The sequence below is a fragment of the Streptomyces sp. NPDC004609 genome (genome assembly GCF_042873655.1).
Lineage (GTDB): Bacteria > Actinomycetota > Actinomycetes > Streptomycetales > Streptomycetaceae > Streptomyces.
The window spans coordinates 53,916-72,896 of record NZ_JBIALS010000038.1; the positions used below are offsets into that span (position 1 = coordinate 53,916).

At 72.8% G+C, this 18,981-nt stretch carries 14 protein-coding genes; 3 read left to right on the top strand and 11 right to left on the bottom strand.

All coding sequences use genetic code 11. From position 1 onward, the window contains the following. Positions 1–207 precede the first annotated feature (207 nt). The 10 genes from ACFYT4_RS29725 to ACFYT4_RS29770 all read right to left on the bottom strand — a co-directional run bounded on the left by ACFYT4_RS29725 (position 208) and on the right by ACFYT4_RS29770 (position 13,473). Positions 208–4,056, bottom strand: coding sequence for a multifunctional oxoglutarate decarboxylase/oxoglutarate dehydrogenase thiamine pyrophosphate-binding subunit/dihydrolipoyllysine-residue succinyltransferase subunit (locus ACFYT4_RS29725; protein WP_389275685.1), 3,849 nt, complete (start codon positions 4,054–4,056; stop codon positions 208–210). 293 nt (positions 4,057–4,349) lie between these two features. After that, positions 4,350–5,450 carry an ATP-binding protein gene (locus ACFYT4_RS29730; RefSeq protein ID WP_389275688.1) on the bottom strand — a complete coding sequence of 367 codons (1,101 nt, stop codon included), beginning with the start codon at positions 5,448–5,450 and terminating at the stop codon, positions 4,350–4,352. Next, entirely contained in the window at positions 5,447–6,187 is a 741-nt protein-coding gene (locus tag ACFYT4_RS29735) for a response regulator transcription factor (protein ID WP_389275691.1), read from the bottom strand. The genes ACFYT4_RS29730 and ACFYT4_RS29735 overlap by 4 nt, the downstream gene beginning before the upstream one ends. A 100-nt stretch (positions 6,188–6,287) precedes the next feature. Beyond that, positions 6,288–7,007 carry a spermidine synthase gene (locus ACFYT4_RS29740; RefSeq protein WP_389275694.1) on the bottom strand — a complete coding sequence of 240 codons (720 nt, stop codon included), beginning with the start codon at positions 7,005–7,007 and terminating at the stop codon, positions 6,288–6,290. Positions 7,008–7,720: 713 nt separating this feature from the next. Further along, a complete protein-coding gene (locus ACFYT4_RS29745) occupies positions 7,721–8,323 on the bottom strand; it encodes a hypothetical protein (RefSeq protein WP_389275697.1) in 603 nt (200 codons plus the stop codon). Positions 8,324–8,379: 56 nt separating this feature from the next. Next, positions 8,380–9,735, bottom strand: a complete 1,356-nt coding sequence (locus ACFYT4_RS29750) for a hypothetical protein (RefSeq protein WP_389275700.1) — start codon at positions 9,733–9,735, stop codon at positions 8,380–8,382. 558 nt (positions 9,736–10,293) lie between these two features. Next, complete coding sequence (locus ACFYT4_RS29755) at positions 10,294–11,136, bottom strand: ABC transporter ATP-binding protein (protein WP_389275703.1); 843 nt, start codon at positions 11,134–11,136, stop codon at positions 10,294–10,296. Further along, positions 11,133–12,140, bottom strand: a complete 1,008-nt coding sequence (locus tag ACFYT4_RS29760) for a zf-HC2 domain-containing protein (RefSeq protein WP_389275706.1) — start codon at positions 12,138–12,140, stop codon at positions 11,133–11,135. Before ACFYT4_RS29760 ends, ACFYT4_RS29755 begins: the two co-directional genes overlap by 4 nt. Beyond that, on the bottom strand, positions 12,137–12,751 hold the full coding sequence (locus ACFYT4_RS29765) for an RNA polymerase sigma factor (protein WP_389275709.1): 615 nt from the start codon (positions 12,749–12,751) through the stop codon (positions 12,137–12,139). Before ACFYT4_RS29765 ends, ACFYT4_RS29760 begins: the two co-directional genes overlap by 4 nt. A gap of 83 nt (positions 12,752–12,834) precedes the next feature. Next, positions 12,835–13,473, bottom strand: coding sequence for a hypothetical protein (locus ACFYT4_RS29770; RefSeq protein WP_389275712.1), 639 nt, complete (start codon positions 13,471–13,473; stop codon positions 12,835–12,837). A gap of 204 nt (positions 13,474–13,677) precedes the next feature. Here ACFYT4_RS29770 and lon point away from each other — a divergent pair, with 204 nt between their 5' ends. Next, a complete protein-coding gene (gene lon / locus ACFYT4_RS29775; protein WP_389275715.1) occupies positions 13,678–16,098 on the top strand; it encodes an endopeptidase La in 2,421 nt (806 codons plus the stop codon). Between the two features lie 308 nt (positions 16,099–16,406). Next, a complete protein-coding gene (locus tag ACFYT4_RS29780; RefSeq protein WP_389275718.1) occupies positions 16,407–17,231 on the top strand; it encodes a pentapeptide repeat-containing protein in 825 nt (274 codons plus the stop codon). A gap of 37 nt (positions 17,232–17,268) precedes the next feature. Here ACFYT4_RS29780 and ACFYT4_RS29785 read toward each other — a convergent pair whose 3' ends face one another. Continuing rightward, on the bottom strand, positions 17,269–18,174 hold the full coding sequence (locus ACFYT4_RS29785; RefSeq protein WP_389275721.1) for a lysozyme: 906 nt from the start codon (positions 18,172–18,174) through the stop codon (positions 17,269–17,271). Between the two features lie 234 nt (positions 18,175–18,408). On the opposite strand from ACFYT4_RS29785, the gene ACFYT4_RS29790 reads away from it, so the two are divergent. Then, positions 18,409–18,891, top strand: a complete 483-nt coding sequence (locus tag ACFYT4_RS29790) for a MarR family winged helix-turn-helix transcriptional regulator (RefSeq protein WP_389275724.1) — start codon at positions 18,409–18,411, stop codon at positions 18,889–18,891. The last annotated feature ends 90 nt before the right edge of the window (positions 18,892–18,981 follow it).

Below are 18,981 nucleotides of genomic sequence, written 5' to 3' on the forward strand. Positions count from 1 at the left end.
CCGGGGCCCGGGCGACGAGGGCCGTTCCCTTCAGCCCGTCCGGCGTTTGAGGACGGACCCGTAGCACGGGCAAGGTTCACCTGGGCGGGGCCGCCCGCGCCCGGAGCGAACCGGGACAACCGAGCGACCGGAGCAACCGGCAAGGGGCCCGGCCCCACGCGGAGTTCGCGTGGGGCCGGGCCCCCTCAAACGCACCGCGCCCGAGCGCTACGCGTCGAAGACCTCGCTCACCAGCTGCTGCTGCTCCGCCTGGTGGCGCTTCGCCGAGCCCACCGCGGGGGACGAGCTGTGCGGGCGGGAGATCCGCCGCAGGCGCTCGCCGTGGGGGACGTCCGCGCCGACCGCCAGGTCGAGGTGGTCGATCAGGTTGAGCGCGATGAACGGCCACGCACCCTGGTTCGCCGGCTCCTCCTGCGCCCAGAGGTACTTCTCCGCGTTCGGGAACTTGGCGATCTCGGCCTGGAGTTCCGCGCCCGGCAGCGGGTACAGCCGCTCCAGCCGGATGATCGCCGTGTCCGTCGTACCGCGCTTGCGGCGCTCCGCCTCCAGGTCGTAGTACACCTTGCCGGAGGTGAAGACGACCTTGCGCACGGCCGCCGGGTCCACCGATTCGTCGCCGATGACCGGACGGAAGCCGCCCGCGAGGAACTCCTCCGCCTTCGACGCCGCCGCCTTGAGCCGGAGCATCGACTTCGGGGTGAAGACGATCAGCGGCTTGTGGTGCGGGTTGTGGACCTGCCAGCGCAGCAGGTGGAAGTAGTTCGACGGCAGGGTCGGCATCGCGACCGTCATGTTGTTCTGCGCGCACATCTGGAGGAACCGCTCCGGGCGGGCGGACGAGTGGTCCGGGCCCTGGCCCTCGTAACCGTGCGGCAGCAGCAGGGTGACGCCGGACGTCTGGCCCCACTTCTGCTCGGCGGAGGAGATGAACTCGTCCACCACGGTCTGCGCGCCGTTGACGAAGTCGCCGAACTGCGCCTCCCACATGACCAGCGCGTCGGGCCTGGCGAGGGAGTAGCCGTACTCGAAGCCCATCGCCGCGTACTCGCTGAGCAGCGAGTCGTAGACGTTGTAACGGGCCTGGTCGTCCATCAGGTAGAGCAGCGGGGTGTAGTCCTCGTTGGTCACCTGGTCCACCAGCACCGCGTGGCGCTGGCCGAAGGTGCCGCGCCGGGTGTCCTGGCCGGACAGCCGGACCGGGGTGCCCTCCATCAGCAGCGAGCCGATGGCGAGCGTCTCGCCCATGCCCCAGTCGATCGTGCCGTCCTCCACCGACGCCGCGCGCCGCTGCATCTGCGGCATCAGACGCGGGTGGACGGTGATGTGGTCGGGGATGTTGACCTGGGACTCGGCGATCCGCTTGACGACCTCCTGGGAGATCGCGGTGGTGACGGCGACCGGGAACTCGGCCTGCGGGTCCGGGACCTGCGCCGGGGCCGGGTGGCTGGTGGCCTCGCGGACCTCCGCGAACACCTTCTCCAGCTGGCCCTGGAAGTCCTGGAGTGCCTGCTCCGCCTCTTCCAGCGTGATGTCGCCGCGGCCGATCAGGGACTCGGTGTACAGCTTGCGCACCGAGCGCTTCTTGTCGATCAGCGCGACCATCTGGGGGTTGGTGAACTGCGGGTTGTCGCCCTCGTTGTGACCGCGGCGGCGGTAGCAGATGAGGTCGATCACGACGTCCTTGTTGAACGTCTGGCGGAACTCGAACGCGAGCCGCGCCACCCGGACGCACGCCTCCGGGTCGTCGCCGTTCACATGGAAGATCGGCGCCTCGATCATGCGGGCCACATCAGTCGCGTACATGGACGAACGCGACGACTCCGGGGCGGCGGTGAAGCCGACCTGATTGTTGATGACGACGTGGACCGTGCCGCCGGTGCGGTAGCCGCGCAGCTGCGACATGTTCAGCGTCTCGGCGACGACACCCTGGCCCGCGAAGGCCGCGTCACCGTGGAGGGCGACCGGCAGGACGGTGAAGTCCGTACCGCCCTTGTTGATGACGTCCTGCTTGGCGCGGGCGACGCCTTCGAGGACCGGGTCGACGGCCTCCAGGTGGGAGGGGTTGGCGACCAGGGAGACCTTGATCTGCTCGCCGTCGAGCCCGGTGAAGGTGCCCTCGGCGCCCAGGTGGTACTTGACGTCACCGGAGCCGTGCATCGACTTCGGATCGAGGTTGCCCTCGAACTCGCGGAAGATCTGCGCGTACGACTTGCCGACGATGTTGGCGAGCACGTTCAACCGGCCGCGGTGGGCCATGCCGATGACGACCTCGTCGAGCCGGGACTCGGCCGCCGAGTCGATGACCGCGTCGAGCAGCGGGATGACGGACTCGCCGCCCTCCAGCGAGAACCGCTTCTGGCCGACGTACTTGGTCTGGAGGAAGGTCTCGAACGCCTCGGCCGCGTTCAGCCGGCGCAGGATCCGCAGCTGCTCCTCGCGCTCCGGCTTGGAGTGCGGGCGCTCCACCCGGTCCTGGATCCACTTGCGCTGCTTGGGGTCCTGGATGTGCATGAACTCGATGCCGGTGGTGCGGCAGTACGAGTCGCGCAGCACGCCCAGCACATCGCGGAGCTTCATCAGCGACTTGCCCGCGAAACCGCCGACCGCGAACTCGCGCTCCAGGTCCCACAGGGTGAGCCCGTGCTCGGTGATGTCCAGGTCGGGGTGCTTGCGCTGGCGGTACTCCAGCGGGTCGGTGTCGGCCATGACATGGCCGCGGACCCGGTAGGAGTGGATCAGCTCGAAGACGCGGGCCGCCTTGGTGACGTCGTCGTCGTGCGAGGCGTCGATGTCCTTGAGCCAGCGGACCGGCTCGTACGGGATGCGCAGCGCCTCGAAGATGTCGTCGTAGAAACCCTCCTCGCCCAGCAGGAGGTTGGCGACGATCCGCAGGAACTCGCCGGACGCGGCGCCCTGGATGACCCGGTGGTCGTACGTCGAGGTCAGCGTCATGACCTTGGCGATGCCCAGCTTGTTCAGGGTGTCCTGGGAGGTGCCCTGGAACTCGGCGGGGTAGTCCATGGATCCGACGCCCATGATGACCGACTGACCGGGCATCAGACGCGGCACGGAGTGGACGGTGCCGAGGCCGCCGGGGTTGGTCAGCGAGACGGTGACGCCCGTGAAGTCGTCCATCGTCAGCTTGTTGTTCCGGGCGCGGCGGACGATGTCCTCGTACGCCTGCCAGAACTCGAAGAAGTTGAGCGTCTCGGCCTTCTTGATGGCCGCGACGACGAGCTGGCGGTCGCCGTTCGGCTTCACCAGGTCGATGGCGAGGCCGAAGTTGACGTGGTCCGGCTTGACCAGGGTGGGCTTGCCGTCCTTCTCCGCGTAGGAGTGGTTCATCGTCGGCATGGCCTTGAGGGCCTGGACCATCGCGTAGCCGATGAGGTGGGTGAAGGAGACCTTCCCGCCCCGGGCGCGCTTGAGATGGTTGTTGATGACGATGCGGTTGTCGAAGAGCAGCTTCACCGGGACGGCGCGCACGGACGTGGCCGTGGGCATCTCCAGGGAGGCGTTCATGTTCTTCGCGACCGCGGCGGAGGGACCGCGCAGGGGGACCAGCTCGGGGCCGCCCTCGGCGGATCCGGCGGCCGGTGCCGGTGCCTTCGCCGCGGCGGGCGCGGGTGCGGCGGGCCGGGGCGCCGCGGCGGCGGGTGCCGGCGCGGGCGCGGGCGGCGCGGCCGGTGCCGGGGCTGCCTGCTGGGGAGCGGGAGCCTGGGCGGGGGGCGCCGCGGGCGGGGCCGGCGCCGGGGCGGCCGGGGTGCTCGCGGGGGCCGCCGGCGCACTCGCCGGGGGAGCGGCGGTCACCGCTCCGGAGGGAGCGTCGGCGTTGCTCCCACCCCCCGGCTTGTAGTCGGCGAAGAAGTCCCACCAGGCGCGGTCGACCGAATCGCGGTCCTGGAGGTACTGCTGGTAGATCTCGTCGACAAGCCACTCATTGGCGCCGAATGCGGCGGCAGGGTCCTTACCCTGCGCGCTCTGATCGGCGGTCGTGGGGGCACCCCCCGGCCTCAGGCCGGAGGAGCTCGCGTTACTGGGGGACTGAGACGACACGGCGGCAACCGCCCTCTTCCGCTTCACAAGGTGATGGACAGCGGAAATAAAGGCTACGCCTCCGAGGCCGGGAGATGCAGGCCGGGCCAGCCATCGTCGCGCAAGTCACACCGAAAGACGTGTTTCATGGCAGGGAATGGCGGGAAACAAGCACAGTTTGCCCATGCTGCGGGCATCCGCGACCATGGCGGCACTCCTCCCTACCGAACGGTAGGGAGGTGCGGAGGACGAGGTAGATGCCCTATCCCTTGTTACGTACACGCAAAAGGGTCGCTCCCGGTTCGCACCATACGTCAACTTCGCTGCGCGGGGATTCCCGGAAGGGTGACCAGAATCCGGCAGCCCCGAGCGGATTCGGCCACCCCGATCCGGCCGCCGTGCAGATCCACCGCCCAGCGGGCGATCGCCAGGCCCAGACCCGTACCGCCGTCGCTGCCCTTGCCGTGCGGGAACACGACCTCCCCGCGGTTGAACCGCTCGAAGACCTGACGGCGCTCCTGCTCCGGGATGCCCGGCCCCTCGTCGACCACTTCCAGGTCCAGCGACTCCGCCAGCGGGCCCCGGCGGGCCCGTACCGTGACCCGGCCGTGCGGTGGCGAGTGCTTCACCGCGTTGTCGATGAGATTGGCGACCACCTGGTGCAGCCGCTCGGTGTCCGCGAACGCCGTCAGCTCCGGCGGCGACACATCCAGATGCAGATGCACGTCCGTCCGGGTGTGATGCCCCGAACCGGAGGCCAGCCGCCGCTGTGCCCCCGCCAGATTCGCCTCCTTCAGCACCCCCGACAGATACGGCCACACCTCGAAGCGGCGGGCCCGCAGCGGTACGACCCCGTTGTCCAGCCGGGAGAGGTCCAGCAGCGTCTCCACCAGCCGGCCCAGGCGCTCCGTCTGCGTCAGCGCCGTGCGCATCGTCTCCGGATCGGCCGCGGACACCCCGTCCACGACGTTCTCCAGCACGGCCCGCAGGGCCGCGATCGGGGTGCGCAGCTCGTGCGACACATTGGCGACCAGCTCCTTGCGGTGCCGGTCCACGGCCTCCAGGTCGTCCGCCATGCGATTGATCGTGGAGGCGAGGTCGCCCAGCTCGTCACGGCGGCCCGCGCCGCGCACCCGGCGGGTGTAATCGCCGTGCGATATCCCCTTGGCCACGGTGTTCATCTCGTCCAGCGGCGCGGTCAGGCCGTGCGCAAAGAACTGGGTGATCAGCAGGGTCGCTATCACCGAGAACACCGTGATGAAGCGGACCTCGGTCGAGGTGCGCAGCGCCACCAGCAGCAGGCCCGTCGTGATGAACACCGAGACGACGACGAGGGTCCCGAGCTTGGTCTTGATCGAGATCGAGACCCCCGGCCTCCTGCGCTCGGCCCGGGCGTCCCGGGAGCACCGCTTCATGGGGCTGGGGTCTCCAGCGCGTAGCCGACGCCGTGGACCGTACGGATGCGCTCCGCGCCGATCTTCCGGCGCAGCGCCTTGATGTGGCTGTCGACGGTACGGGTGCCGGACGCGTCCGCCCAGTCCCACACCTCCGCGAGCAGCTGCTCCCGGGAGAGCACCGCGCGCGGCGTGTTCGCCAGGCAGACCAGCAGATCGAACTCGGTCGGCGTCAGATGGACGTCCTCGCTCCGGACCCGGACCCGCCGCTGGGCGTGGTCGATCTCCAGCTCGCCCAGGCGCAGGATCCCGCTGCGGGGTGTCACGGCGGCCAGCGCGGCCCGCTCCACCCGGCGCAGCAGCACATGCACCCGCGCCGCGAGCTCCCGCATCGAGAAGGGTTTGGTCATGTAGTCGTCCGCGCCGACGCCGAGGCCGACCAGCATGTCGGTCTCGTCGTCCCGCGCGGTCAGCATCAGCACCGGTACCGGGCGCTGCGACTGGACCCGGCGGCAGACCTCCAGACCGTCGAAGCCGGGCAGCATCACGTCGAGAACCATCAGATCGGGCTGCCACGCCTCGGCCGCGTCGACGGCCGCGGGGCCGTCGGCGGCCGTCTGCACGAGGAAGCCCTCGGCCCGCAGCCGTGCGGCGATGGCGTCGACGATCGTGGCATCGTCCTCGACGACCAGCACCCGGCGCTGGGCGCCGGGCGTGGCCGCGACGCCGTTGTGGGTGGTGGTTTGTGCCTGTTCCATCGCCCGCCCCTGTAAGCGCTCTCGGGAGATTCACGCTCGTTGTAGATCCGGTGTGTAGCTCAGCAGAGTAAGCAGAGTAAGGGCAGGTCCCGGCATCAGGCTACGCAGGCCCGACCGCGAGGTGAACCACGTCGGGTACGCCCCGGGCAACCCGGACCTCTTCGGTTCTTACCCCGCTGAATCCGGCATTCCGCAGCGCTTCCTCGAAGGCAGGGGAGGGCTGCGCCGACCACACCGCGAGGACGCCCCCGGGCTTCAACCGGCCCTGGCAGAGCGCGAGTCCGCCGGGTGAGTACAGGTTTTCGTTGTCGTCGGTGACCGTCCAGTCCGGGCCGTTGTCGATATCCAGGCAGAGTGCGTCATAACGATCGTCCGTCTCGCGGAGATGGGTCAGCAGATCCGTGCGAATGATCAGGCTCCGGGGGTCGGCGAGGGCATCGCGGGAGAGGGGCGCGAGGGGGCCTGTCATATGCCAGTCGACGATCGCCTGCTCGCGCTCGACGACGGCGATGTGCCGCCAGTGGGGGTTGGCGGCGGCATGGGCGAGGGAGAAGCCGACGCCGAGTCCGCCGATGAGCAGAGAGGGGCCCTGGGCCGGGGGCCCGGGAGGGTCCCCGGCAGGACGGTTTCCGGCCTTCGCCGGGGCTCGGGCGGTGAGCGCGTCGTACGCCGCGTCGACGAGCAGGCGCTCCGAGCGGCCGTCGGAGGTGTCCATCAGGAAGCACCCGTTGGCGATGATCTCGTAGTGCTCACCGCGCCGCCGCAGCACGACCTCCCCGTACGGGCCGAGTCGCCGGTCGAGGATCCGGGGCGTTGGCATGGTGACCTCCGGTCGGGGTGGGCGTGGGGATCATGCTGACCCGGCGCGGGGGCTTCACCGCAAGTTTTCAGCCATGGGCCTCCGGCCGGGTTCACAGGGGTGGGCGGACGGACCTCGGGAGGGCTGCCCACCGCGCGACGGGGTTCCCGTCGGCGGCGGCTGCCGGTGCCCCCGGGCCGTCCTCCGCTACCCGACGGGCCGGAGCGGGTGTTGCGCGGCCCGGGAGGGCCGGACCTGCCCGGCCCGGGACCGGTGGCTCGGCACGGGGAGCGGAGGATGGTGCCCGTAGGGCGGTTCTGATGGATCTTGCTGGGCTCGCGTGCCCTGGTGCCGCGTCTCTCCCCGTGGGCCTGCGGGCACGGGTGGTGCCCCCGGCGTTGTCGTCGGTCGCCGATGGCCCCCTGTGCCCTGCGGGCACGGGGGTACCCCCTCCGCAGTGGCTCTCCCCCGGAGCTTCGCCCGGGAGGTACCCCCATCCTCCGCCTTGCGATCCACGGCACCAGACCCCGCTCACTGACCCAGCCTGATCCATCAGAAGCGCCCTGGACCGCCCGCGGTCCTCGCGTCCCCGTCCGGGACGAAGTCGCTCAGGTGGGCCCGGTCCAGGCCCGGGGCGCTGCCGGTGCCGCTCCGCCGGCGGATGAACACGCACGGCGGGGGTTCCGGCTCCCGGCGGACCGGACAGCTCCTGGAGGATGCGGACCGGACGGCTGCTAGAGGCCTTCGCGGCGGGGGCCCAGCGCGACGAGCAGGGCCGTGCCCAGGACGAAGGCCACCGTCGCCGAGAGCCACGCGGCCGGCTGCGGGCCCGCGTGGAGGGGCCACAGCCACCCGGCCGCACCCCCGGCCGCCCCCGTCGCTCCGGCGAACTGGATCGCGCCCGTGCAGACCGTCATCGGCAGCCAGCTGAGCCGCGCTCCCAGCACCGTCGCCGCCGCCGCGGTCACCCCCGTCGCGCCGAGCACGTTGCGGACCATCGCGGGGGCGCCGTGCTGTCCGGGATCGCCGGGGACCGCCGCCGCGAGCGCCACCGCCGCCAGGGCCGTGAGGGCGAGGACGTGCAGCAGCCGCCGGGGCCACCAGCGCCGTACCGCCGTACGGTCCAGCTCGTCGCTCGGCGTGTACAGACCCGTCCCCACCGCCGCCGTGGCCAGCAGCGGCCCCAGCAGCACGACCGGCTCCCGCGCGCTCTCCCCGGCGTCCGGCAGCCCCCGCAGCCAGTGCGCGGCCACCGCCGCGGCCAGGGCCGTGGCGACGAGCGCCGCGAGGGTGGCGGGAAGCGCCCGGGAGCGGCCGTACAGGGCGAACCCGCTCATGCGGAACGTGCTCGTACGGAGAGGCCGCGGGCGGGACGCGGGCGTGCGGAACGCGGTCACGGGACGGGCACCTGGTCGGCGCGGCAGGTGTCCGACGTCAGATAGCGGGCCAGATAGTCGCGCTGCCCGGCGGGCGGCTTGGCGTTCAGCCGGTCGACGTACTCCCTGGTCTCCGGCAAGGGGTCCGCCCCGGCGGATCCGGGCGGCGACAGCCACTGGATCACCGCCGAGTTGATGTCGGACGCGCGCCTCCAGGCCGGGTTCTCGGGGTCGTGGTCGCTGGGCTCGCAGGTCTCGGAGAAGAGGTACTGGACCGCCCAGTGTCCGTACTGCTGGGGATTCTTCAGCCGGCCGCGCGCGGATTCCGGGCCCGGCGACGGCAGCTGGGCCTCGTCGGACGTCGGGGGCCTCGGCCCGTCGACCCAGCGGACGGGGGCGCCGGGAAGGCCGCGGAGCCGGTCGTTCAGGTCGGCGAGCGCGGCGGAGACGGCCGGAAGCAGCGCGCGGTCCACCGCGGTGACACAGACCTGCGGGGTGCCGTCGTCGCAGACGAGGCGGGCCGCCCCGGGGTCCGGCCGCCAGAGGCCGGGGCCCGCGGAGACCAGCGCGGCGGCGCAGCCGACGGCAACGGTGAGCGGTACGAGCGCGGTGGCGCGGCGCCGGGCGGCGTACAGGAGCAGCGCGGCGGCGGCCAGACCGCCGAGCCAGCCGGCGGAGGCGGGTGCGAACCACCAGACCGGCCGGTCCCAGGCGAAGTCGTGCACATCGGCGGGGTTGAGCGGGCTGGGGTCCTGCCCGTACCCGCTCCGCACCGTGGCGATCAGCAGAAAGACCATCACGGCGGCCAGCGGAGCGGTGAGCCGCCACGGCACCAGCCGTCCGGCGACGAAGCCGAGGACACCCAGGGCGGCGAGCGCGAGGGCGTCGGCGAGGGGGAGGGCGAGATGGGAGAGGCCACCGTCGGAGTAGGGCCAGGTCGCCAGCAGCGGAACGGCCGCCGCGAGGAGATAGCCGACCGCGGGCCACAGCGCGGCGGGCGCGGCGGCGACCAGGGCCTGGCGCATGCCGCCGCGGGCGAAGGAGCGCCTCAGCTCCAGGGTTCTGCGCCGGCGCTCCCGGCCGCCGTGCCAGCACCCGGCGGCGGCGCTGAGCGGCCCGCCGATCACCAGGCCCGCACCGCGGAGCAGTTCGGTGAGTTCTCCGCGGCGGCTCGGCCAGGCGAAGGGCGACTGCGTGTGCGCGTTCATCACGATCAGTACCGTCACGAGGACGGCCGCCCCGGTCCACGGCCCGATCCCGTGCACCAGCTCACCGCGCAGGGGCCGTACGCGCCGGACGGCGGCGGAGGTCGTGGCCGTGGCGGCGGCGGGTGCGTCCGCGGGGCTGCCGCTGGAGGTACGGGCGGTCTTCAACGGGTGCCCCCGGTGAGGTCGGTGGGTGAGGGGGCCGTCACGGGGGTCCCGCTCGGGCGGCCCCGGTACGGGGACGGACCGCGGAGGCCCCGGAGGCCGTGGAGGTGTCGCGGGCCCTTGACCCGGGGGCCCTGGACCCGGGGGCCGTGAATCCGGGGGCCCTGGACCCGGGTGGCGTGGGGCCGGGGGCCCTGGACCCGGGGGCCGTGAATCCGGGGGCCCTGGACCCGGGTGGCGTGGGGCCGGGGGCCCTGGACCCGGGGGCCGTGAATCCGGGGGCCGTGAACCCGGGTGGCGTGGGGCCGGGGAGCGTGGCGCGGGAGGCGGGAGCTCTCGCCGGCGCTCCGGGCGGTGGACGCGGGGGCATCCGCGGAGATGTCCGCGGGGGTGCCGGTGGCGCTCATCGGATGCCCCCGGCGGGGTCGGTGGGTGAGGACGCGCTCCGGGCGGCCCCGGTACGCGGGACTCCGGCCGCGGAAGCGGAGGGCGGGGCCCCGGGGCGGGAACCTCCGTGGGCGTATCCGGCGGGGCGGAGGGCGCGGTCCGCGTGGCGGCGCGTCATCGGGTGGCCGCCGGGCCCTCGGGCGCGCCGGGGACGGGTATCCGTCCGGTCGCGGACCGGTGCCCGCGCAGCGCCACCGTGTAGCCGCGCTCGATCGGGTTGCCCGCCTCGTCGGGCGCGCCCCTCCCCAGAGCGGACAGCTCCTCCGTCGCACCCTGGTAGGCCACCCGGCCTCCCTCGATCAGGGTCACCCGGGAGCAGGCGGCGGCCACGTCCTCCACGAGATGGGTGGAGACGATCACCGTGGAAGCGCCGCCCACATCCCGGAGCAGTGCTCTGAATTCGACGCGCTGCTCCGGATCGAGACCGGCGGTCGGCTCGTCGAGCAGCAGCAGCTCCGGTTCGTTCACGATCGCCTGCGCGATCCCCACCCGGCGCACCATCCCGCCCGACAGCGTTTTCACCTTGGCGTCGATACGGCCCGCCAGCCCCACCCGTTCCACGGCGCGCTCCACCGCGCCCGGGACCTCCCGCGCCGGCATCTCCTTCAACCAGGCGACGTACGCCACGAACTCACGGACCGTGAATCCCGGGTAGTAGCCGAACTCCTGCGGCAGATAGCCCAGCCGCCGCCGGACCTCCGCCCGCTCCCCCTGCGACGACACATCACGGCCGAGCAGTTCGACCCGCCCCCGCGCGGGCGCGGCCACCGTGGCCAGCACCCGGATCAGGGAGGTCTTGCCCGCGCCGTTCGGGCCGAGCAGCCCGTGCACGCCGACGCCGAAGTCCAGGTCGACCGCGTCCAGCGCGACCGTGCGCCGGTGCCGGACCGTCAGCCCGGTGACCGCCACGGCGTTCCCCCGCCGGGTGCCGGCCCCGGCGCCCGCTGATGTGCTCACAGTTTCTCCAGTCGGTCGAAGGTCGAACGGCGTACGGCGAGCAGCCCCGCGCACACCACGGCCGCCCCGGCCCAGGCGGTCTGGACGGCCGGTCCGGAGACATACGGCTCGATCCGCGCGCCGAACCTCCCCGGTACGGACACCAGCGCCGGCGGGAACACCACCGCCAGCCAGCCGCAGCCCAGTGCCGACGCGGCGAGCCGGAGACCGATGTACGAGCCCAGCGCGAGCGCCGCCACCGTCAGGGCCAGCCCCGGCAGCAGCCACGCGCCCGGCGACAGCACCGGCTCCCCCGCCTCCGGCAGCTCCCCGCCGCCGGTCACCCGGGACACCGGCGGCAGCAGGGCCCCGGCCGCCGTCAGCAGCGGAACGCACACGGCCAGGACCGCGGCCGTCCGGGTGAGCAGCAGCCGCAGCCCGCCGGAGGGGGCCGTCGCCGTGATCTCGTACATCGGGTCCGCGTACGGTCCGTACGACAGGGCGACCCCCGCGAGCGGCAGCACCGGGGCCAGCGCGAGCAGCAGCGGGCGCGCCTCGCCGAAGCCGGTGCCGTACGCCAGGAGCAGCGCCCCCGCGACCACCAGCAGCAACCCCGCGAACCACGGCCCGCGCAGCGCCGGTCCGGCCGCCCAGACCATGCGGGCGGTCCATCCCACGGGAGCGGCACGGGTGGGGAGCAGCCTCGGCCGTACCGCGAGCACCTTCCGTAGCACCTGTACTGCCTGTACTGCTTGTGCTCCCCGCGCCACCGCCCGTACCGCCCGCGTGGGGGAGGGCGCGCGGGCCGATGCCGCCGCCTCCGCCAGCACGGCCGTACGCACCCGGTCGAGCACGGGCGCCGCCGTGCCCCGCCTCGCGGCGGCCGAGACCAGGGCCGCGCACGGCCCGCACGACTCGATGTGCTTCTCCAGCGACCAGGCGTCCGGCTCCGCGGCCGAACCGTCGGTGTACCGGGCGGCGAGCGGTGCGCTCACATGCCAGGCGTTCGTCTGCCGGTCCCTCACGCGGTGCCTCCCAGCGGGTGTGTGTCCGGGGCGATCCGCTCCAGCGCCACCCGCAGCTCGCGGCGGGCCCGCAGTGCCCGGGTCTTGACCGTGCCCTCCGGGATCCCGAGCAGCCGGGCGGTCTCACGGGTGGTCAGCCCGTCGATGACCGTGGCGCGCAGGACGTCCCGCAGCTCGGGCGGGATACGGTCCAGGGCGGCACCGACATCCCCGTACTCCAGCCCCGCCAGCACCCGTTCCTCGGCGGACGGCACGGGCTCGGCCGCCCCGCCCGCCTCCCGGACGTCGTGCGCGGGCCCGGGCCGGGCCCGCTCCTCCCGCGCCTGTGCCCGCCGCGCGTCCGCCAGCCGCCGGGCCGCGATCACCCACAGCCAGCCGCCCGCCTCGCCGCCGCGGTGCGATCCCGCGGAGCGCCAGACGGTGACGAAGGTGTCCTGGAGCACTTCCCGTACGGTCTCGGCGTCCGCGCAGCGGCGCGTCAGCCGGGTGTGCAGCCAGCCCGCGTGCCGGTCGTAGAGCGTCGCGAGCGCGTCGGCGTCGCCACGGGCGACGGCCCGCAGCAGAGCCGCGTCGTCGTCCTCGTCCGCTCCCTTGCGGCGTATCGGCCTCATGCCCTGTCTATCGCACGGAGGGCCCGGTCCGGTTCTCCGTCTCTCCTCCCGTACTTCTCCCGAGGCCGGTGGGAGGGGTGTTGCTACCGGCTGGGGAGCGCCGTGAACACGTCCCGCAGGGCGGGCGGCTGTGAGACGTCGTCCGTGACGACCGTGTGTCCGCCGTGGGTGATCCGGTAGTGGAACCCGTCCGCCACCGGGGGGCCGGTGGCCGTGGCGGGCAGCCGGGGGAAGCCGGCCTTGTCCAGGGCCCGGCGCAGTGCCCTCAGCCCGGCGGGTGTCATCCGGCCGCTCCGGTCGGGGCCGGGCGGTGAGGCCGTGGTGTAGGTGCCGTCCTCACGGACGGTCAGCCGGTCGTTCACCCCGGCGATCCCGCCGGTGACGGTCACGACCACCAGGACACCGGCCCGCCCGGGCGCGGGTGACGGTGCCGAGGCCGTCGCGGTAGGGGGCACGGAGGGCGGCTCGGGCCGCGGAGCCGGAGCGGATCCGACGGGCCCCCGGGAGGCCGTCGCCGACGCGGGAGTACGTCCGGGGGCGGAGCCGTCGCTGGTGTCCGTGCATCCCGTGGTCAGCGCCGCCAGCAGAACGGCCGCGCAGACCGGCGTACGCAGTCGCGAGGGAACGGAGGACACGGCACGCGAGATGGACGAGGGGGAGGAGGGGGACGAGCGGGAGAGGCCCGGGGAGAGGAGCGGGGCGGCGGGCGGCGGCGGGCTCATCGCCGCAGTATGGGGGATCGCCGCCCTCGGCACGGATGAATCCGGACATGTGCTCGGGTGGTCCCTCCGGCGGGGGTCGCCGGATGCTGCCCCTTCACCACCGGCCTCTCCTTGATCGCTCAGAGCGAACAGCGGTCCGGGAACAATGCAAGGCCCCCAGGCATTGAGTCCACATAGCTCAACTTCACTGCCTAAGGGGAGATCATGGCTGCTGAGTCCGAAGCGTTCACACCGTTCACCCTGCCCGTGCTGCCGCTCGACGACGAGGTCGTGCTGCCCGGAATGGTGGTGCCGCTGGACCTGACCGACAACGAGGTACGGGCCGCGGTCGAGGCCGCGCAGGCCGCCGCGCGCTCCAGGGGGGCAAGCAAGCCCCAGGTGCTGCTTGTTCCGCGTGTGGACGGGACGTATGCGGGGATCGGTGTGCTCGGGACCGTGGAGCAGGTCGGACGGCTCTCCGACGGCGACCCCGGCGCGCTCATCCGCGGGCGCGGCCGGGTGAAGATCGGGGCGGGGACCTCCGGACCGGGCGCGGCGCTCTGGATCGAGGGCACCCGGATCGAGGAGTCCGTGCCCGATCCGCTGCCGGGACAGGTCGCCGAGCTGGTCACGGAGTACAAGGCGCTGGCCACCAACTGGCTGAAGAAGCGCGGTGCCTGGCAGGTCGTCGACCGCGTCCAGCAGATCGACGACGTCTCCCAGCTCGCCGACAACTCGGGATACTCACCGTTCCTGACCACCGCTCAGAAGATCGAGCTGCTGGAGACCGCCGATCCGGTCGCCCGTCTCAGGCTCGCGACCGAGCAGCTCCGAGAGCACCTCGCCGAGCAGGACGTCGCCGAGTCGATCGCCAAGGACGTCCAGGAGGGCGTCGACAAGCAGCAGCGCGAGTTCCTGCTCCGCCGCCAGCTCGACGCGGTCCGCAAGGAGCTGCGCGAGCTGAACGGCGAGAGCAAGGACGGCGCCGACGAGTCCGACGACTACCGGGCCCGTGTCGAGGCCGCCGACCTGCCCGAGAAGGTGCGGGAGGCCGCCCTCAAGGAGGTCGAGAAGCTGGAGCGGTCCAGCGACCAGAGCCCCGAGGGCTCCTGGATCCGCACCTGGCTCGACACCGTCCTCGAACTGCCGTGGAACGAGCGCACCGAGGACGGGTACGACATCCAGGGCGCGAAGAACACCCTGGACGCCGAGCACGCGGGTCTCCAGGACGTGAAGGAGCGGATCACCGAATACCTGGCGGTGCGCAAGCGGCGCGCCGACCGGGGGCTCGGCGTGGTCGGCGGGCGGCGCGGGGGCGCGGTTCTCGCGCTCGTCGGCCCGCCGGGCGTCGGCAAGACGAGCCTCGGCGAGTCCGTGGCCCATGCCATGGGCCGCACGTTCGTCCGGGTCGCCCTCGGCGGCGTCCGGGACGAGGCCGAGGTCCGCGGCCACCGGCGTACGTATGTGGGCGCGATGCCCGGCCGGATCGTACGGGCGATCAAGGAGGCCGGGTCCATGAACCCGGTGGTCCTGCTCGACGAGATCGACAAGGTCGGCTCGGACTTCCGGGGCGACCCGGCGGCGGCCCTGCTCGAAGTGCTGGACCCCGCGCAGAACCACACCTTCCGTGACCACTACCTGGAGGTCGAACTCGACCTGAGCGACGTCGTCTTCCTGGCCACCGCGAATGTGCTGGAGGCCATCCCGGAGGCCCTGCTCGACCGGATGGAACTGGTCAGGCTGGACGGCTACACCGAGGACGAGAAGGTCGTCATCGCCCGGGACCACCTGCTGCCGCGCCAGCTGGAGCGGGCGGGCCTGGAGCCCGGCGAGGTGGTCCTGGAGGACTCGGCGCTGCGCAGGATCGCGGGCGAGTACACCCGTGAGGCGGGCGTCCGCAATCTGGAGCGCTCGATCGCCCGGCTGCTGCGCAAGGTGGCCGCCCAGCACGCGCTGGGTGACCGGGAACTGCCGTTCACCATCGGGGCGGGGCAGTTGCGCTCCCTGATCGGACGGCCGCACCATGTGCCCGAGTCCGCGCAGGACCCGGCCGAGCGCCGTACGGCCGTGCCGGGTGTCGCCACCGGGCTCGCGGTCACCGGGGCGGGCGGTGACGTCCTCTTCGTGGAGGCGTCGCTCGCCGATCCGGAGACGGGCGCGTCCGGTCTGACCCTCACGGGCCAGCTGGGCGACGTGATGAAGGAGTCGGCGCAGATCGCGCTGAGCTTCCTGCGCTCGCGCGGGGCGGAGACCGAGCTTCCGGTCGCCGACCTCAAGGACCGGGGTGTGCACATCCACTTCCCGGCCGGAGCGGTGCCGAAGGACGGCCCGAGCGCGGGTATCACGATGACGACGGCGCTGGCGTCGCTGCTGTCCGGACGGCTGGTCCGTACGGATGTGGCGATGACGGGCGAGGTGTCGCTGACCGGGCGGGTGCTGCCCATCGGCGGTCTGAAGCAGAAGCTGCTGGCCGCGCACCGGGCGGGCATCACGACGGTCGTGATCCCGAAGCGGAACGAGGCGGACCTGGACGATGTCCCGGCCGAGATCCTCGACACGCTGGAGGTGCACCCGGTGACGGATGTCCGCCAGGTGCTGGAGATCGCGCTCGCCCCGGCGGAGGTGGCGGTTCCGGCCGCCGCGTGACCCGCCCGGCCTCCGGGCCGGGAGGCGGGAGACGGGGAGCGGGGCTGGACCGCCGGAGCACGGTCGCGGGAGTGAGGAGGCAGGGGGCAGGGGATACCGGGGATGCCCCGGCGGGAGGCAGGTCCCGCCGGGGCGTCGCCCTGTCTTCGGCCTGCCCGCCTGCCTGCGCCGTCCGCCTGCCGCGGCCGCCGCCCCCGTATCACTTCGCCCGTAATCTGTATCGCCGATCCCTTTCTGTGGATGATGAGGGAAGTACCCCCGGGTGCCCGTGCTCCGGGGGTATCCCACCCTTCCGCCACAATGGGCGGATGGAGACAACCGCCCGGCCGACCGGGACCAGCGAGCTCCGGGCGGACTGCGGAAGCTGTTTCGGGCTGTGCTGCGTCGCCCTGCCCTTCACCGCGTCGGCCGACTTCGCCGTGGACAAGGACGCCGGTACGCCCTGCCGCAATCTGAACGCGGAATTCCGCTGCTCCGTCCACGCCGAGCTGCGGCGGACCGGATTCCCGGGCTGCACCGTGTACGACTGCTTCGGCGCCGGGCAGAAGGTCTCCCGGCACACCTTCGGCGGCACGGACTGGCGGTCCGCACCGGAGTCGGCCGCGGTGATGTTCGAGGTCTTTCCCGTCGTGCGGCAGCTCCATGAACTGCTCTGGTATCTGACGGAGGCCCTGACCCTGCGTCCGGCCCGCTCGCTGCACGCGGACCTCCGGCGGCTGCTGGCGGAGACGGAGAACCTCGCCGCGCTCGGGCCCGGAGACCTCGTGGAGCTGGATGTGGCCGGGCACCGGCAGCGGGTCAACGAACTGCTGCTGCGGACGAGCGAGCTGGTGCGTGCGGGGGTGCGGCGCGGGAAGAAGGACCGGCGGGGCGCCGATCTGATGGGGGCCGAGCTCCGGGGCGCCGATCTGCGGGGCGTGAGCCTGCGGGGCGCGTATCTCATCGCCGCCGATCTCACCGGCGCCGATCTGCGGACGGCGGACCTGATCGGCGCGGATCTGCGGGACGCGCGGCTGGCGGGCGCGGATCTGACGGGCAGCTTCTTCCTCACTCAGCCGCAGGTGAACGCGGCCAGGGGAGATGCGGCGACCCGGCTGCCGGGGACCCTGGACCGTCCCGCGCACTGGTCGTGACCGGGGGACGCGGGGGACGATCCGGGGCGGGGCGCGCTCAGGGGCCCGCGCTCACCGGCTCGCCCGGGGCTCCGCTGTCGGCGAGGGCCGTGATCCGGTCGAGCGTGCCGTTGAACCGGTCGTGGTCGCCGACGATCGGTCCGGACGAGGTGTACTGCCACATCGTGTGGACGTCCCAGCCCGCCGGGAGGGCGCCGGGAGTGGTGTTGTACCGGGCGATCCACAGCGGGTTGCTCGCGCCGAAGCCGCTGTGGCCGCCGGTGCACTGGGTCCACCAGCTGGTCGCGGTGTAGATCACCGCGTCCCGTCCGGTGCGGGCCCGGTACCGGTCCAGGAAGTCCCCGATCCAGGTGACCATGCCGGCCGGTGACGTGCCGTAGCAGGCGTCCCCGTACGGGTTCCACTCGATGTCGAGCGCTCCCGGCAGGGTCCGGCCGTCGGCCGACCAGCCGCCGCCGTTGTCGACGAAGTGGTCGGCCTGGGCGGCGCCCGACGCCGTGTCGGGGGTGGCGAAGTGATACGCGCCCCGGATCATCCCGACGTCGTACGCGCCGTTGTACTGCTGCGCGAAGTACGGGTTCTTGTAAGAGGTGCCCTCCGTGGCCTTGTTGTACGACCACCTCACCCCGCTGTTCCACAGGGCGGGCCAGTCGACGTTCCCCTGATGGCTGGAGACGTCGACGCCTTCCGTATGGGGCGCGCGGGTGCCGGACGGCAGACTTCCCTGGCCGTCGTGCTCGATCACACCCATCCCGAGATGGGCGGAACCGCGAGGGGGGAAGTCGCCGTCCCCGCCGCCGCTGCCGGCCGCGCCGGCGGGGGAGGGGACGAGGAGGAGAGGGGACAGGACAGCGAGGAGTGCGCCGGCCGCTGTCGTGAGCGGGCGGCGGGGCCTCCTCCGCGGGGGGTGGGGAACGGCTGTTCCGGATCTCTGCACGGACACCAGGTTGCCCCCGCCGCGCCCCGGCGGCGGGACACGGCGATCCGCCGCGATGCCCGCGATGGAGCAACGCCGTGCGGCCGTGGCGCAGGTGACACCACACATCCGGAGGGCGGCCGGGGAAGGGAGGCAAGGGGCTGCCCTTGGTCTATGCCTGCGAAATACTGAGCAGGCTGCGGAGACGAGTGCCGACGGCGGAGACTTTCACGAATCGGAAAGCGTACGAGGGGTGCTGACGTGCACGGAAGCGGTACCGAGGGTGGAGACCGCCCCACGGGTACGAGTGGCGTGGACCATGTTTTCCTCGCCCTGGAACGGGAGTTGGCCGTCTTTCTGCGCCGCGCCCGCGCGTCGTCCGGCGAGATGGCGCGCGAGGTGCACCCCGGACTCGAGTCCGCGGCCTACGGGTTGCTCGTCCGCCTCGAAGCTGCCGGGGCCCAGCGCGCCACGGATCTCGCGGGCTACTTCGGGGTCGGCAAGGCCACGATGAGCCGTCAGCTGCGCGCGCTCGAAGAGGTCGGTCTCGTGGTCCGCGAGCCCGATCCGGCGGACGGCCGGGCATCACTCGTACGGCTTACGGAAGAAGGACTGGAGCGTTTCCGCCGAGTGAGGGACGCGCGCCGCGAACGGTACGTCCGCAAGCTCGCGGGGTGGGACCGGGGGGAGATCGCGGAGCTGGCGAGACTGCTGTCCCAGCTGAACGAGCGAGCGGGGGACTAGGGCGTGTATCGAAAGTAGCGCCGTCCGCCCGGAGGGCGGGGCCTGCGGCGTCCGGTGCGTGCAATCGCAAGGCGGAGGGTCGCCCTCGTA

Coding starts and splice junctions, on each gene's coding strand:
- ACFYT4_RS29735 (WP_389275691.1), bottom strand. CDS start 6,187: ATGGAACAGGCACAAACCACCACCCACAACGGCGTCGCGGCCACGCCC.
- lon (WP_389275715.1), top strand. CDS start 13,678: ATGGCTGCTGAGTCCGAAGCGTTCACACCGTTCACCCTGCCCGTGCTG.
- ACFYT4_RS29780 (WP_389275718.1), top strand. CDS start 16,407: ATGGAGACAACCGCCCGGCCGACCGGGACCAGCGAGCTCCGGGCGGAC.
- ACFYT4_RS29740 (WP_389275694.1), bottom strand. CDS start 7,007: ATGCCAACGCCCCGGATCCTCGACCGGCGACTCGGCCCGTACGGGGAG.
- ACFYT4_RS29745 (WP_389275697.1), bottom strand. CDS start 8,323: ATGAGCGGGTTCGCCCTGTACGGCCGCTCCCGGGCGCTTCCCGCCACC.
- ACFYT4_RS29770 (WP_389275712.1), bottom strand. CDS start 13,473: ATGAGCCCGCCGCCGCCCGCCGCCCCGCTCCTCTCCCCGGGCCTCTCC.
- ACFYT4_RS29730 (WP_389275688.1), bottom strand. CDS start 5,450: ATGAAGCGGTGCTCCCGGGACGCCCGGGCCGAGCGCAGGAGGCCGGGG.
- ACFYT4_RS29765 (WP_389275709.1), bottom strand. CDS start 12,751: ATGAGGCCGATACGCCGCAAGGGAGCGGACGAGGACGACGACGCGGCT.